14 protein-coding genes are annotated in these 15,435 nt (G+C 50.1%); 9 read left to right on the top strand and 5 right to left on the bottom strand.

The window, feature by feature from the left end; all coding sequences use genetic code 11:
• Positions 1-224: 224 nt before the first annotated feature.
• On the bottom strand, positions 225-704 hold the full coding sequence (locus PsW64_RS22830) for an invasion associated locus B family protein (RefSeq protein ID WP_063286442.1): 480 nt from the start codon (positions 702-704) through the stop codon (positions 225-227).
• A gap of 612 nt (positions 705-1,316) precedes the next feature.
• Complete coding sequence (locus PsW64_RS22825) at positions 1,317-1,877, bottom strand: RNA methyltransferase (RefSeq protein WP_063291131.1); 561 nt, start codon at positions 1,875-1,877, stop codon at positions 1,317-1,319.
• A 169-nt stretch (positions 1,878-2,046) separates the two neighbouring features.
• Between PsW64_RS22825 and PsW64_RS22820 the strand changes: the two genes are divergently transcribed.
• Positions 2,047-3,021, top strand: a complete 975-nt coding sequence (locus tag PsW64_RS22820; protein WP_063305094.1) for an NADPH:quinone oxidoreductase family protein — start codon at positions 2,047-2,049, stop codon at positions 3,019-3,021.
• 71 nt (positions 3,022-3,092) lie between these two features.
• On the opposite strand, the gene xth is transcribed toward PsW64_RS22820, so the two are convergent.
• Entirely contained in the window at positions 3,093-3,896 is an 804-nt protein-coding gene (gene xth / locus PsW64_RS22815) for an exodeoxyribonuclease III (protein WP_193757846.1), read from the bottom strand.
• A gap of 240 nt (positions 3,897-4,136) precedes the next feature.
• Between xth and PsW64_RS27430 the strand changes: the two genes are divergently transcribed.
• Together PsW64_RS27430 and PsW64_RS22810 are read left to right on the top strand one after the other, a co-directional pair.
• Positions 4,137-4,577 carry a hypothetical protein gene (locus PsW64_RS27430; protein ID WP_153040659.1) on the top strand — a complete coding sequence of 147 codons (441 nt, stop codon included), beginning with the start codon at positions 4,137-4,139 and terminating at the stop codon, positions 4,575-4,577.
• A gap of 28 nt (positions 4,578-4,605) precedes the next feature.
• Positions 4,606-5,175: an SH3 domain-containing protein gene (locus tag PsW64_RS22810; protein ID WP_208980972.1), complete on the top strand. Its 570-nt coding sequence runs from the start codon at positions 4,606-4,608 to the stop codon at positions 5,173-5,175.
• Between the two features lie 38 nt (positions 5,176-5,213).
• Here PsW64_RS22810 and PsW64_RS22805 read toward each other — a convergent pair whose 3' ends face one another.
• Positions 5,214-6,194: an MBL fold metallo-hydrolase gene (locus tag PsW64_RS22805; RefSeq protein ID WP_063305092.1), complete on the bottom strand. Its 981-nt coding sequence runs from the start codon at positions 6,192-6,194 to the stop codon at positions 5,214-5,216.
• 106 nt (positions 6,195-6,300) lie between these two features.
• Here PsW64_RS22805 and PsW64_RS22800 point away from each other — a divergent pair, with 106 nt between their 5' ends.
• Positions 6,301-7,239, top strand: coding sequence for a LysR family transcriptional regulator (locus tag PsW64_RS22800; protein WP_063286106.1), 939 nt, complete (start codon positions 6,301-6,303; stop codon positions 7,237-7,239).
• A gap of 10 nt (positions 7,240-7,249) precedes the next feature.
• Here PsW64_RS22800 and PsW64_RS22795 read toward each other — a convergent pair whose 3' ends face one another.
• A complete protein-coding gene (locus tag PsW64_RS22795) occupies positions 7,250-9,247 on the bottom strand; it encodes a methylmalonyl-CoA mutase family protein (protein ID WP_063305091.1) in 1,998 nt (665 codons plus the stop codon).
• Positions 9,248-9,546: 299 nt separating this feature from the next.
• Between PsW64_RS22795 and ccrA the strand changes: the two genes are divergently transcribed.
• The 5 genes from ccrA (at position 9,547) to PsW64_RS22770 (ending at position 15,345) form a co-directional block, all read left to right on the top strand.
• Entirely contained in the window at positions 9,547-10,842 is a 1,296-nt protein-coding gene (gene ccrA / locus PsW64_RS22790; RefSeq protein WP_057463569.1) for a crotonyl-CoA carboxylase/reductase, read from the top strand.
• Between the two features lie 576 nt (positions 10,843-11,418).
• Complete coding sequence (locus tag PsW64_RS22785) at positions 11,419-12,444, top strand: ABC transporter substrate-binding protein (protein ID WP_063305090.1); 1,026 nt, start codon at positions 11,419-11,421, stop codon at positions 12,442-12,444.
• Positions 12,445-12,552: 108 nt separating this feature from the next.
• Positions 12,553-13,410, top strand: a complete 858-nt coding sequence (locus tag PsW64_RS22780; protein ID WP_057463568.1) for an ABC transporter permease — start codon at positions 12,553-12,555, stop codon at positions 13,408-13,410.
• Positions 13,411-13,421: 11 nt separating this feature from the next.
• Positions 13,422-14,687, top strand: a complete 1,266-nt coding sequence (locus PsW64_RS22775) for a quaternary amine ABC transporter ATP-binding protein (RefSeq protein ID WP_063305089.1) — start codon at positions 13,422-13,424, stop codon at positions 14,685-14,687.
• Between the two features lie 145 nt (positions 14,688-14,832).
• On the top strand, positions 14,833-15,345 hold the full coding sequence (locus tag PsW64_RS22770) for a CAP domain-containing protein (protein WP_063305088.1): 513 nt from the start codon (positions 14,833-14,835) through the stop codon (positions 15,343-15,345).
• Positions 15,346-15,435: the final 90 nt, after the last annotated feature.

The following is a 15,435-nucleotide window of genomic DNA, read 5'->3' as shown; positions in this document are numbered from 1 at the left end:
ACTTTTCGGCAATACGATTCAGCAGGAAAAATAACAGGTTATATATACCTGTTGCTCGCTGCTAAAAATGCGAGAGGCGGTCGCTAGCAGCAACCGCCTACGTATTCGGCACGCTTATAGCCGAAATCGCTTAGTTTGAACATCCCAGATCTCAAATTGCGTGGCGGCAAGCTGGCGCAGGCAAGAGATCTCTGTAAATTCAAACAATTTCGGGCATCAGAACCTTATTGGCAGGCGCTGGATGCGTCTCTGACAGCAGCAGTGATGCCGCTCAAAGAGAATTTGTAGGAAGTTTGGGTGCCACGTGCGGACTGACCAGAAATAGACATGGAACTGCCTGCTTTCATTGCGTCAACCAAACGCTTTTCTTCCGCAGCGTTCTGAACCCATGCGCCGTCACCTTTGGTGAACATGGTGAACTGCTGACCATCAACATTAGTCGTGACCAAGGAGCCTTCTTTAAATGGATAACCCACTATAAAGCTTGGTTCATTGGCAACGCCTTCACTTGGACGGGTAGAAACGAAGAAGAAGACCTCTCCATGGTTTCTATCAGTCGGCAGTGACTGTGTTGGTGCGGAAATGGCATAACACACCTTACCACCGCTCTGGGTGTTAAAGGTGTAAGTTGCCCAATCCTTGTTTTCTTTCAAGAGGGCAGGAGACTGCGCATTTGCAGTCGCGCCCGAGATACCAAGAGCCATAAAGGCAGTTATCAGGATACGTGCTTGCATCTTCTCCAAACCGCGTTGCGTACGACAAAATCTGAGATTCTGTGCGAAAACCCATAAAACTTAATGTTAGGGTTACTTTAAAGATGGTTACAAAAGGGTTGATACCCTGTTTTTACAGAGGCAAAAAATTATTTGCCTTTGAACCGCTCTATGAATGCTGCCATCAGAAATCTGGCGGGAGTGTGGCACGCACAGCCATAATATCAAGCGTAAAGCCACTAATGAATTTCTGTTTTAAGTGATCGAAGACAGTAGATATGCAAGTTGATTTTCGGTTGTATTTAACGCGCTAGTAAATAAGGGCTAATCGCCTTTAAAAGCTCAGATTTTCCGGCATGTTTTCAAACTAATTGGCGGCATTTTACCCAGTAAAAAATATAGGCACCTTTCCACATAGTGTGCACAGATTGAGAGAAAATGCGAAGTGTGGAGCCTCAAAGAATTACGAATTTGTAATGTGAAAGAGACTGGGTGTGGAAAGGGAAACACCTTAAAAATTTATACAAGGCATTTGCTATGGTGAGAAATAAAGGTTGCCGTTTCAGAGTATGTATCAGAAATGGCAACCGTATTTCGAATCACTCATGAGTTGCTGTCGAAGCCTGGAACCTTTCGACCGGTTCGGAAAATTGGAGCACCGTGAATATGTTCTAGTAATGGGTCTTTCGGGGCGCCTGCAGTGAGAGAGCGCTCAGCGTACTTTCCGTGTGCCATATAGCGATCATACAAGACCAGAGCGGCAGCCACACCAACATTCAAGCAAAACTTGGTTGGGATTTTGACGATGTAATCGCAGCGATCCTGCATCTCTTTTGACAGAGAGCCACGTTCTGGCCCGAGTATATAAGCTGCTTGCAACGGATGCCCGAAGCTTGGAAGCTCGATCGCATCGTCGGTGAGCTCAACACCCACCATTTTACAGCCACGCGGGAATTGCATCTCATCAACCGAGTTCCAGGCGAAGTAGGGCAAGTGGTCCGGGCTCTTGGAGGTATCAGCCTTCATTGCTTTGCCAAGGCTTTTGATGTGCGCGTCGACTGTAAAAAAGTAACTTGCTCCGAATGCATGACCAGTACGCATCAGCGTGCCAACATTCATGGATTTGGAAAGCCCTTCAGAGCCAATAGCAAAATAACCGCGCATGCCCAGTTTTTCTCGTTGTTGATGTTGTGCGCTTCATACCTCCAACTGTGGTGTTCCCGCAAGTGTAGCGGCATGTATGGGTGTTTTAATCGCAAAATGACACCAAAGACGGCTTTGAGATTTTGTGATTGCCCGTGTAATTTTGAGGTCAGAGAGAGGGCCACATTTGATGAAAGCTGTTATCTGCGAAAAACTTGGGGGGCCGGATGATCTGGTCATTCGAGAACTGGACGACCCGAATGTTGGAGCTGGAGAGGTGTTGGTTCGTGTGAAAGCGGCGGCACTCAATTACTTCGATACATTGATCATTCAAGGGAAGTATCAGTTCAAGCCGGAGCTCCCGTTTTCGCCATCGGGTGAAATGGCGGGCATTGTTGAAGCCGTCGGTGATGGTGTTTCGCGGTTCAAGGTTGGGGATCGGGTAGCCTCCTACGCGAAATGGGGAGCTGCAAGAGAGCTATATGTTGCTCCTGAGCATGAACTTGTGCGGGTGCCGGATGAGGTTTCGCTCAAGCATGGAGCTGGACTTTTGATCACTTACGGAACGGCTATTCACGGCCTTCGTAGCCGGGCGCGGTTACAGGCGGGGGAGACGGTTGCAGTGTTAGGTGCTTCTGGCGGAGCAGGACAGGCTGCTGTGGAGGTTGCAAAGCTGATGGGGGCCCGGGTGATTGCTTGCGCGTCTTCGGAAGATAAGCTTGCTCACGCAAAAGCTTGCGGCGCTGATGTTCTGGTCAACTATTCTGAGGGTGGTCTGAAGCAGAAGCTGAAGGATCTGACGGATGGTAAAGGACTTGAGGTGGTCTACGACGTCATAGGCGGGGATCATGCTGATGATGCCTTGCGTGCAACGGGATGGCGTGGACGTTATCTGGTTGTTGGGTTTGCCTCTGGAACGATCCAAAAGATACCTGCGAACCTTACCCTGCTGAAAGGCTGTGACGTTCTGGGCGTATTCTGGGGGGAGGCAGTCGTTCGTGAGCCTGAGGAGCATCACAAGGATTGCAAGCAACTGTTCCAATGGGTGGCTGATGGAAAATTGAAGCCGCATATCCATGCGGAGTATCCGCTGGAAGACATTGCTCTGGGATTGGAGGAAATCTCCAGCCGCAGAGCCAAAGGCAAAGTGTTGCTCATTCCTTGATGGATAGATACAGAAAAAGCGGGAGATGCTCCCGCTTTTCATCGTCAAATTGTAAGCCAGACTTCGTGATATCAGACTTCCAGCATAGCCATGACTGGTGCGTGGTCGGATGGTTTTTCCCAGCCGCGTGCGTCACGGATAATCTGAACATCTTTAGTGTGCTGCGCTGTTTCCGGCGTCATCCAGACATGGTCGAGACGGCGGCCTTTGTTGGAGGCGGACCAGTCTTTGGCGCGGTAGCTCCACCAGGTGTAAATCTTCTCGTCCATCGGCATGTGTTTGCGCATGGTATCTACGTAGTTGCCAGCTTCGCGAACATCTTCAAGGCGCTGGCATTCCAGTGGTGTGTGAGAGACGACTTTGATGAGTTGCTTGTGAGACCAGACATCGTTTTCATATGGTGCAATGTTCAGGTCTCCAACAACGACTGACTGGCCATCGAAGCCTTTGAACCAGCTTTCCATTTCATCAAGGAATTTGAGCTTGTGAGCGAACTTGTCGTTGACCTCAGGGTCCGGCACGTCACCGCCTGCTGGTACGTAGAAGTTATGGATGCGGACTTTACCACCATTAAAGGCAACATCTGCTGCGATATGGCGGGTATCGCCCATCTCGCAGAATTCTTTGCGCTCAACATTTTCCAGTGGCACGCGTGAGAGAAAGGCTACGCCGTGGTAACCCTTTTGGCCGTGTACCTCTACATGACGATAGCCAAGCTTATTGATTGCAGCCGTTGGGAAGCTTCCATCCGGGCACTTTGTTTCCTGTAGGCACAAAACGTCTGGGGCGTGGTCCAGTAACATTTTCTCGACAATAGGAAGGCGGAGGCGGACTGAGTTAATGTTCCACGTTACAATCTTGAGGCGGTTCGTCATGGGGGCGTGTTTACCTGCTTTGGAGAATCATACCTCAAACCTAAGGCTTAGGCGAGGTTCTGGCTAGAAAAACTGATGTGAACTGTGAATTTGTTCACGTTATATTCTTCAAGGCAAGACATAAATTGCTTCTAAAACCCGATGTTTTGTCAGTGCACGTTGTTAGCCCCTTGGTGGCAGTCTTCTCTTAATTATGCTGGCTGTTGGTTTTGGCCAGCCTGCAATTAGGACTAGGGTCAAATGAAATACGCAATGCTTGTAGGCTGTTGTCTCGCAGCAGGTGTCGTGGCTCAATCTGTGAGTGCAAACAGCTTGTCTACGCGTTCAGGGTCCGTTGACTATCCCGGATTTCAGCAGGTTCAGTTCAATGAGCGCAGTAATATTATCCCGCCCATCAAACCTCTAGATCGTCCGGTTGAACCGGGAGATAGTTTGAGGCCGGGGCAAGCGCAGCCTTATTTGCCGACGGATCGGGATGCGGATCACTCGCAATTTAACCCGCCTCCGGGAGCCTATCCTGCAGGGTCTGCGCGTCCGGGGTCTTTGCCGCCACCTCTGCCGGGGCCTTCCGGTCCTCTGCCTGCAGCTCCTCCGATTACAGGATTGCCTCCTTCACCGGGATCGCCTGGTTCACCCGGATTTAGTGGGCCATCCTATGGAGGCCCTTCTTATGGCCGATAGCACCTTAGAGAGGCTGGAGGGCAGTTTTATGAAAATTTTGGCCTGGGTGATTGCCGGTCTCGTGCTTCTGGCTGTTCTTATCTATTCCAATGCCGCCTTTGCGCAGCGTGGGCATGCCGGATACACCACGAATGGTGTAAACATGAGGACAGGGCCTGGCACCAGATATCCTGTCATTACGACAATTCCGGCAGGTGGCGTGGTTTTCATCAATTACTGCACCAAGAACGGTTCGTGGTGTGACCTGACATTCCGCGGTGCTCCGGGTTGGGTTTCTGCCAGATATATTCGATATGGAGTTGAGGGACCGCACTATTCCCGTACGCTTCCTTATGTAGCGCCGTATGTGGGGCTGCCGTTTGTCTATCGACGCTATCCAATTTACCCGCGTTATCCGCGTTGGCGTCCATATCCGCGCCCACGGCATGAAATTCCTGCTTATCCGCTGCAGCCTTCTCGTCCGATTGAGGTGCCTGCTGTCCCAATCAGGCCTGCTCAGCCGATTGCTCCGCCAATACGGCCATCTATCCCGTTAACACCAGCTCAGCCAATTGCGCCGCCGTCAATACCGGCGACACCATTATCGCCTGCCCAATAGAAGAGAGCTCACGAGGTGTCTCGTGAGCTCTTGTTTCTCTAAAGCTTATGCTGCCAGCTGACTTCGTGGTATTCGAAGGCATTTCCGGCTTTGCGAACATGCCCCAGACCTGGGAAGTCATGGTGAATGCCGACGACTGGCGTTCTATCTGCTGAAACCCGATCCAGTATTTTCCGCCGTGTTTGTCGAGCTGCATCCTGATCTACGTCGAAGGCGATTGTCCAATCTGGATTGGCGAACTGGAGTCCGATGGAGTGGATCGTGTCGCCCCAGATCAACACTTCTTCGTTATTGGAGTGAACGCGGATGCCCATATGTCCGGGTGTGTGACCGGGAAGGAAGACAGCATCCAGCCCCTTGATGAACTCACCATCTTTGCTGATGAGTGTTTTGCGATTTTGATAGGGCTTTGAAACGTTCTGAGCGAGATCGATGAAATGCTGGAGATCTTTGGGGAACTTTGAGCGTGTGCCTTCATCATGCCAGAAGTTGTATTCGACCTCATGGACGATGAACTCGGCGTTCGGGAAGAGTTTTTCTCCTGATTTGGAGATCAGCCCTCCGACGTGGTCGATGTGCAGGTGGGTGAGAACTACGGCATCTACATCAGAGGCGTTATAGCCTGCGGCTTTCAGGTTCTGATGGAAACGGCCAAGTGTCGGACCCATTAGGTCGGCAGTGCCGGTGTCGACTACCACCAGTTTGTCGCCCGTATTAATGAGATATCCGTTTACAGAGATAGACATGTCCTGCGTATTGGGGCTGAGGAAATTTTGCTTTAGAGTTTCCTGCGCTACCTTCTGGTCAAACCCAACGACCAATGACGGATCTAATCCCAAGTGTCCGTCCAGAATTGCTGTAACTTCAATGTCTCCTACCGAGAAGCGATAGATGCCGGGAACCTGTGTTCCAATTTTAGGCGCCGCTGCGAGCGCAATAGATGACATTGCCGGGGCAACTGCACCTGCGCCAGCAAGGGACGCGGCTGCGGATAAAAAAGATCGGCGGGAAAGTGTCATGAAAGGCTCCTCATTTACAAGCATGGGAGCAATATTGTGGGGTTGATACTGGAAGTGCAGAGGGCCAAGTCTTATCTTGGATATAAGCAGTGCTTATGGGGCAGTTATGGATCTTCTGAATTTGCTGGAGAGTTTTGTTCGCGTCATCGACAATGGGTCGTTGAGCGGTGGTGCACGTCAACGCCATATCAGCCAACCTGCTATGAGCCAGCAGCTGAACCTGCTTGAAGCTCAGGTTGGGCAGGAGCTTGTTTTTCGTACCAACAAAGGCGTTAAGCCGACGGCTGCCGGAAAGACTGTCTATGAGCATGCGCAAAAGATGTTGCGTCAGAGCGCTCTGATGTTTGAGGAAGTACAGGACCAAGCAGCAGCAGAGAGTGGTTCATTGGTTGTTTCTGTTTCTCAGGCTATGGGCGCTGATATAATCACACCGCTTATCTTCGACCTTCGAAAGCAATACCCAGACCTTTCAGTCTCAATTAAAATGGATGATGATCTGATTGATGTTGTGCAAACCGGTATCGATTTAGCGATCCGTACAGGGATCACCGGAGATACCTCTGGGATTTCCAGAAAAATTGCGATTGTTGAAACCTGTTTGGCAGCCAGCCCAGACTATCTTGCAAAGCATGGTATGCCGCAAAGTCCCGAGGCGCTTTCTGACCTCAACTACATTCAATACAGATACGAGAAGCTAGTCAGTTCGTTGGATATGTTCCGACATGGGCAAAAGCATGTGGTTGCTTTGAAGTCTGAGTTTGTCGCTGGGCACCCCCAGGTGATGGTGCAGGCCTTGTTGAACTCGGTTGGGTTTACGCGCATGCCGTTGTTTATGATGCGAGATTTTGAGGCAAACGGGCAACTACAACGGCTACTTCCTGACTATCAGTGCGAAGAGAAGCCGGTATACCTTGTCTACCCTTCGCGCGATGCGGTGACGCGTAAAACAGAGATCTTCATTGACGCGATGATTGAGCGGTTCCGGGATGCTCCGGGGATACGACTGGTTGGGCAGAAGCCTGTTCAACTTGCCCAACCTGCCTAATTTTTAGGCGTTAGGCAGTCTCGTTGACCTGCTCATCCACGATGCGGACAATGTCTGACATGATTTCTGTCAGGTGAAAGTCCTTTGGTGTGTAAACGGCTGCAACACCCGCGTTTTTCAGTTCTTCGGCATCCTCTGACGGTATAATGCCGCCAATGATGATCGGGATGTCCTCCATGCCGTTTTCTTTCATTTTGTCGAGCACATCATGGACCAGTGCCAAATGTGAGCCAGACAGGATTGACAGGCCGACGACGTGGACGCCTTCTTCAAGAGCGGCGTTGACGATTTGGGCTGGCGTCAGGCGAATGCCTTCGTAAACGACTTCCATGCCGCAATCACGGGCACGTACTGCGATCTGCTCTGCGCCATTGGAGTGGCCATCCAGCCCCGGTTTGCCAACGAGGAACTTAAGCCGTCGACCTAGTTTTTCTGAAAGCTTGGAGACTTTTTGTTGAACATCTGCAAGGCTCTCGTTGTCATCTGGGGCTGCTTTGCCGACGCCAGTTGGGGCACGATATTCGCCGAAGACTTCACGTAAGGCAGCACCCCACTCTCCAGTGGTTGCGCCGACCTGAGCTGCTTTGATAGATGCTTCCATAATGTTGTTGTCAGAAGAAGCTGCTGCGCGGAGCTCCAGTAGAGCGGATTTAACAGCGTTCTCGTCACGTTCAGCTCGCCAGGCCTGAATGCGCTGGATGGCTTCTTCTTCAACATGCTCTGGAACTGTAAGGATGCCGCCGTCTTCATCTGATGCCAGTGGAGATGGTTCAGTCTCAGTCCATTTGTTGACGCCGACGACGATCTGATCGCCAGATTCAATGCCTGCCAGACGCTTGGAGTTGGACTCCACGAGCTTCTGTTTCATATAGCTGGACTCAACGGCTGCAACTGCACCGCCCATTTCTGCGATGCGGGCAAGTTCTTCTCTTGCTTGTTCTTTGAGCGCTTCGACCTTGGTTTCAATCTCTTTGGAGCCATCGAAGATATCTGCATATTCCAACAGGTCCGTCTCATAGGCCATGATTTGCTGCATGCGCAGGGACCACTGTTGGTCGAATGGTCGCGGGAGGCCAAGAGCTTCGTTCCATGCTGGTAGCTGAACGGCACGAGCGCGCGCGTTTTTAGAGAGGACAACAGCCAGCATCTCAACGAGAATTCGGTAAACGTTGTTTTCGGGTTGCTGCTCTGTGAGGCCCAGTGAGTTGACCTGTACACCGTAGCGGAAGCGGCGGTAACGCTCTTCTTCAACGCCATAGCGTTCGCGGCAAATCTCATCCCAGAGTTCTGTAAATGCTCGCATTTTGCACATCTCGGTGATGAAGCGCATGCCTGCATTTACGAAGAAGGAAATCCGGCCCACGAGTTTAGGGAAATCGCTTTCAGAGATGACACCAGAAGCACGAACATTGTCCAGAATTGCGATCGCGGTGGCGAGCGCGAAGGAGAGTTCCTGTACTGGTGTCGCGCCAGCTTCCTGCAGATGGTAGGAACACACGTTCATCGGGTTCCATTTGGGCATGTTCGTGTAAGTCCATGAAATCACATCGGTTGTGAGGCGCATGGATGGGGCGGGCGGGAAGACATAGGTGCCGCGGGACAGGTATTCCTTGATCAGATCATTCTGCGTGGTGCCGGCCAGCAGAGAGCGGTCAGCCCCTTGCTCATCAGCAGCAGCCACATAGAGTGCAAGCAGCCATGGCGCTGTTGCATTGATCGTCATGGAGGTGTTCATGCGCTCCAGCGGGATCTCGTTAAAGAGGGTGCGCATGTCTCCCAGATGAGAGATGGGTACACCAACCTTGCCAACCTCACCGCGAGAGAGCGGATGGTCCGGGTCGTATCCTGTCTGAGTTGGGAGATCGAACGCAACAGAAAGGCCCGTCTGACCCTTTGCGAGGTTCGTACGGTAGAGCCGGTTGCTGTCTGCAGCGTTGGAGTGTCCTGCATATGTGCGGAACATCCACGGACGGTCTTTTGTTGCGCCTTTAGGTGAACCGGTACTCATAGTCTATTGCCTCCCTGATCCTCCCAGCATTTTATAAGGGACAAGATCTCAATTCTGCCTACACCTTTGCATAGGTTTTAGTGGTTGGTGCAATGCAACATTAGAAGAAGTATTCTTCGCAAGTTAAGCAATAGTTGTATATATTTTATGAATTCTTTGTAATGATAATTCTCAAATAGCCGATATTGACAGGTTGTATTGTTTTGCGTTGCAGCAAATAGTGGATTGGAAGCGTTAGCAGAGGACTTGCTTTCACTCTCATGAGGGAAGGGCGCAACGCAAACTTGGAGGAGAATATCATGAGTTCCGTTGCACGGGTTGTCGAAGCTGGGTCAGAGGGTGGCTCTGAGTTCAAGGACCTATATGAGATTGGTGAGATTCCACCGCTGGGGCATGTTCCTAAGAACATGTGGGCGTGGACCATTCGCCAAGAGCGCCATGGTTCCCCTGATACAGCGATGGTCAAGGAAGTGGTGCCAACTTGGGAGTTGGACAGCCATGAAGTGCTCATTCTGGTTATGGCAGCAGGCGTGAACTACAACGGCGTTTGGGCTGCCCTAGGCGAGCCGATTTCCGTTTTTAAGGTTCATAAGCAGCCCTATCATATCGCTGGCTCCGATGCCTCCGGTATCGTTTGGGCAGTTGGTTCCAAAGTTACTCGCTGGAAGGTCGGCGACGAAGTTGTCGTTCACTGTAACCAAGATGACGGGGATGATGAGGAGTGTAACGGCGGTGATCCGATGTTCTCTAACTCCCAACGGATTTGGGGTTATGAGACACCTGACGGGTCATTTGCGCAGTTTGCTCGTGTTCAGTCTCAGCAGCTGATGGCGCGTCCCAAGCACCTGACTTGGGAAGAGAGCGCTTGCTACACGCTTACACTGGCGACTGCATTCCGTATGCTGTTCGGTCATGCGCCGCATGATTTGAAGCCAGGTCAGAATGTTCTGGTTTGGGGGGCTTCTGGTGGCCTTGGCGTGTTTGGAGTTCAGCTGATTGCTGCTGCCGGAGCGAATGCGATTGGCGTTATTTCAGATGAGAGTAAACGCGAATACGTGATGTCGCTTGGGGCAAAGGCCGTTATCAATCGAAAAGACTTCGATTGTTGGGGCCAGCTGCCGAAGGTGAACTCGCCTGAGTATGATACGTGGACCAAAGAAGCGCGTAAGTTTGGTAAGGCGATCTGGAACATTACCGGTAAGGGTAATGACGTTGATATGGTGTTTGAGCACCCAGGTGAAGCAACGTTCCCGGTATCAACACTGGTTGCCAAACGCGGCGGTATGGTTGTGTTTTGTGCGGGTACCTCCGGCTTCAATCTGACCATGGATGCGCGCTATGTATGGATGCGTCAGAAGCGTATTCAGGGTTCGCATTTCGCGCACTTGAAACAGGCGAGTGAGGCGAACAAGTTCGTGATTGATCGCCGTATCGACCCTTGTATGAGTGAAGTGTTCTCATGGGATCAGATTCCGCAGGCTCATATGAAGATGTGGAAGAACCAACATGCCCCAGGAAACATGGCGGTTTTGGTGTGTGCACCAAAGACTGGTTTACGCTCCCTTGAGGATGTTATTGAAGCCACTGAAAACTAAGTAGGCTCACGAAAGGAAGTTGGCGCTTTTATGCGGCCAACTTCCCAATTTCCTTAAGTTTCTCACTTATATTTTTTTATTGAACGATGATTCAATATTATTAAATGAGCGCAGATTTTCTCTGCGCTTTTCTTTTTGTAATCTACGTGATTATTCAACATCATTTGACGTGATTTTTTTATTTCAATTTACTGTGAAATTACCTGAATTTTCCGTGGGGATTACCTGTAAAAGAAAGTTTAAAATAGTCGTTTTGCTTCAGTAAATTTTTTTTCTCTTATTTTGCGTTTTAAATGGTGGTACTAGAGAGTTATGAAAGCTTTATAACTTCATATTCAGTGTATTCACGAAGTATATCTTTTTATATTTATTTTAAAAAAATATCTTGAGCAGATGTCTAAGTTGACAGAAAATTGAATATATCTATTTTTAACGGTGCAGTTGATGTGCTCAACCTAGTGTGTCCTGCAATTGCTGAGTTTTTGACTTAGCATTACGGCCAGAACGACAAGCTGTCCTTGGCGGCTTTTCTCTCTGACCGAACAAAAAGTATGTTTTGGTTGTTTGGAGGCATCCGTGTTGAATTTTAAATCTGCTCTCGCTGCGTGCGTAGTTGCATTCCCTTTTGCTGTGTCTACAGCAGAAGCTGCAGATCCTGTTTGTGAAGTTGACCGTCCTATCGTGTTTGCTGGTTTGGATTGGGACTCCAATGCTTTTCACAATTCTGTAGCTCAGTTCATTGCTGAAAAAGGGTACGGCTGTGAAACGGATGTCATCCCAGGCTCCACTATTCCGCTTCTGAACGGTATGGCGCGTGGTGATATCGACGTGACCATGGAAATCTGGCCAGACAACGTGACTGAAGCTCTTGCTGAAGGCAAAGCGAAGAACCAGTTTGTTGATCTTGGAGTGAACTTTCCTGATGCGACACAGGCCTGGTTTATTCCAAAATACCTGGTTGAAGGCGATGATGCGCCTGCAAAAGGTCTGAAGTCTGTATCTGACCTGCCAAAGTACAAAGACGTGTTTTCTGATCCGGAAGAGCCAGAAAAAGGTCGCTTCTACAACTGTATCGCTGGTTGGGGTTGTGAGGTCATCAACTCTAAGAAGCTCAACGCTTATGGCTTGCTTGATAGCTTTGTGAACTTCCGTCCTGGTACAGGTGCTGCACTGTCTGCTGCGATTGAATCTAACATTCGTCGTAAAAAGCCAATCGTATTTTACTACTGGGGTCCAACCTGGGTCATGGGTAAGGTCGCTGATGATCTGATTCAGCTGGAAGAGCCTGCCTACAACAAGGAAGCTTGGGACAAGCTGTCTGCAGAGACAGATCCATCCAAAGTGACCGAGGCAGTTGCATACCCTCTGTCTGCGACGCACGTCTTCGTGAACACAGAGTTCCATACTTCTGCGCCTAAACTGGTTGAGTTCCTGACAGCTTATGAAACCACCAGTAATGACGTTTCCAAAGCTCTTGCTTACATGCAGGACACTGGCGGAACCACAGATGATGCTGCTGCTGAGTTCCTGAAAAACAACGAAGAACTCTGGACCGGTTGGGTTCCAGCTGATGTCGCTGAGCGTGTGAAATCTGCTCTGTAATATCAAAGACAGCTGACTGTTTTTGAAAATTAGCGAATGAAAAGCGATCACGGAACTTGTTTCCGTGATCCTTGCTAAGAAGAATAAGAGGATCACATGGCTTTCGACGTGTTTCCCAACTTTGGGAAACCTATCCGGACTTCCACAAACGATCTGGTTGATTTTCTCGTCGTGAATTACGGCGATGGATTTGAGGCCTTTTCCAACTCCATCCTATTTTTGCTGGTGCGGTTAGAGCGACTTCTCCGTGGCGCTGATCCTATCGTGATCTTGATCTGCATCGGCCTGATTACCTTTGCTGCGAGCCGCCGTTGGGGGCTTAGCCTGGTGATGGTAGGTGCAATGTGGTTCATCGGTACATTGGGGCTTTGGGAAAAGTCTATGCAAACAGTGGCGATCTTGCTTGTCGCTGTGCTGATTTCCGTTGTGATTGGCGTGCCGCTTGGCGTTATCTCTGCTCGTTCAAACCGCTTCAGAGCTTTGCTCAATCCGGTCTTGGACTTGATGCAGACCATTCCAAGCTTCGTTTATCTTATTCCTGCGGCCATGCTGTTTGGTCTGGGTAAGGTGCCAGCTATTCTGGCTACTGTGATTTATGCCGCACCACCGCTTATTCGCTTGACGGATCTTGGCATCCGCTATGTGGATGAAGAGGTTGTTGAGGCCAGCCGGGCCTTTGGTGCAACGCGCTGGCAGATCCTTAAGGGCGTCCAAATCCCACTTGCGCTCCCTTCCATCATGCAGGGTATTAACCAGACTATGATGATGGCGTTGGCTATGGTGGTGATTGCGTCCATGATTGGTGCTCGCGGCGTGGGTGAAACCGTTCTGCTTGGGTTGCAGCGTAATGATGCAGGACAAGGTTTGCTCGGCGGCTTAGCGATTGTTGTTCTTGCCGTTGTGTTTGACCGTATCACACAATCAGCCGGACAACGGATGCAGGCGCATCGCAAGGTAACAGGGTGAGGCGCTAACACATGGCATTGATCGAAGTACAAAACATTACCAAGATTTTTGGCAAGGCGCCTGAGAAGGAGCTTGCCAAGGTCAAAAATGGTATGGGCAAAGATCAGCTGCTTGCTGAAACTGACCATACTCTTGGCCTGCATGATGTCTCCCTTAGCATCGAGAAGGGTGAGATCTTTGTGATCATGGGCCTTTCCGGTTCTGGTAAGTCTACGCTTATTCGTCACTTCAACCGATTGATTGACCCAACAGACGGGCACATTCTGGTTGATGGCGAGGATGTTATGGCTCTTTCTGATAAAGAGCTGGAAGACTTCCGCCGTCATCGTATGTCGATGGTGTTTCAACGTTTTGGCCTGATGCCGCATCGGACAGTATTGCAGAATGTTGCTTACGGTCTTGAAGTGCAGGGCATTACAAAAGCAGACCGTGAAACCACAGCGCGTGAGTGGATTGAAACGGTTGGACTTGGTGGTTTTGAACACCAGTACCCAAGCCAGCTTTCCGGTGGCATGCAGCAGCGTGTTGGTCTTGCCCGTGCGCTTGCAACGGATGCTGACATTTTGCTGATGGATGAGGCGTTTTCTGCACTTGATCCGTTGATCCGCTCTCAGATGCAGGATCAATTGGTTGAACTGCAAGAAAAGCTGCATAAGACCATCGTGTTCATCACGCATGATCTGGATGAAGCTTTGCGTATTGGTGACAAGATTGCGATCCTTAAGGATGGTGTTCTGTCACAAGTCGGTACGCCGCCAGAAATTCTGCTTGAACCAGCTGATGATTATGTGCGGGCGTTTGTGCGTGATGTGAACCGTGCTCGCGTGTTGACCGTTGATACCGTTATGCAGCCACCTGCTGTGCGTATTACCCATGACAACATGGAAAAAGCGCTGGCTGATATGCGTCGACATGACGAAGATTTCGGTTATGTGGTTGAAGACAAAGAGTTCCGCGGCATTGTTACGCAAGAAGGCCTTGCTGAGGAGGTTGCTAAACCAGGTGATAGTCCATCTCTTTATGCTTTTGCTGATGACAGCAACGCAGTGGAACTGGAAAGCACTTTGGAAGAAGCTCTCCCAACAACATTGGAAGCAGATTATCCGGTTCCGGTTGTTTGCGAGGATGGACATCTCATGGGCGTGTTGAGCCCAGAAGAGATGGGTAGCGTGCTGACACCTCCAGAAGAGCAAACCGATGCTGAGACTGAAGGTGCTGAAGAGAAGAATGAGACGGCTGAAACAGCCAAGCCTCATGCTTTGAAAGAAGCGTCCTAACGTTTTTACCAAGAAGTTTGAAAGGCCGGCTTTGTCCGGCCTTTTTTAATTCACTTATACGTGTGCTTTTAGTTTGAGCTTGGTTTGCCTCATTTAGTCAGTAGTGTGTCCGAGAGATTCGAAATTTGCCGAAAAGTGATTTTGTATGAAGACGTTTCGTGGTGGGAGTATTGCTCTGGTTCTTGCTGTTGGACTGATGCTCACTGGTTGTGTCAGCCCTGATGAAACGCCAAGCTACTATCAGAACTTAGAGAGCCACTCTGCGCAGATTGATGCGAGTGTTGTGGCCTCAATGATCTCCAGCTATCGTTCTCAATCAGATTTACCGCCGGTTACGGTCGATCCAGCTTTGATGCGCGTTGCTCAGGCACAGGCAGATGGAATGGCCCGTGCAGAGGATGTCAACGCTGCGCGCAAGGGCGATCTTAAGCTCGCCGTCTTGATGAAGGGGGCTGGGCAGGGCGATGCTCATGCGGTGGGCAATCTCAGTGCTGGTTATCGTCGATGGGCCGAAGCCTTTTCTGGCTGGCGTGACTCGCCAAAACATAATGCAGTGATGCTGGATGTAAATGGAACGCGTATTGGTATTGCAACGGCTTATGCGCCTCGTTCAAAATACAAGGTTTTCTGGAGCCTTGTTGTAGCTGGACCGCGTTAACCCACTTTCCTTTGGAAGCTAAAAGAGCGACCAAAGGCCAGTATCTCGTTGTGCGCTGCAGCGATAAACTCACTTCACTAATGAATTTGG

The sequence above is a fragment of the Pseudovibrio sp. W64 genome, assembly GCF_001623145.1.
Taxonomy (GTDB): Bacteria; Pseudomonadota; Alphaproteobacteria; order Rhizobiales; family Stappiaceae; genus Pseudovibrio.
The sequence above is the reverse complement of the archived record's forward strand: the minus strand, read 5'-3'. Positions and strand labels throughout refer to the sequence as shown.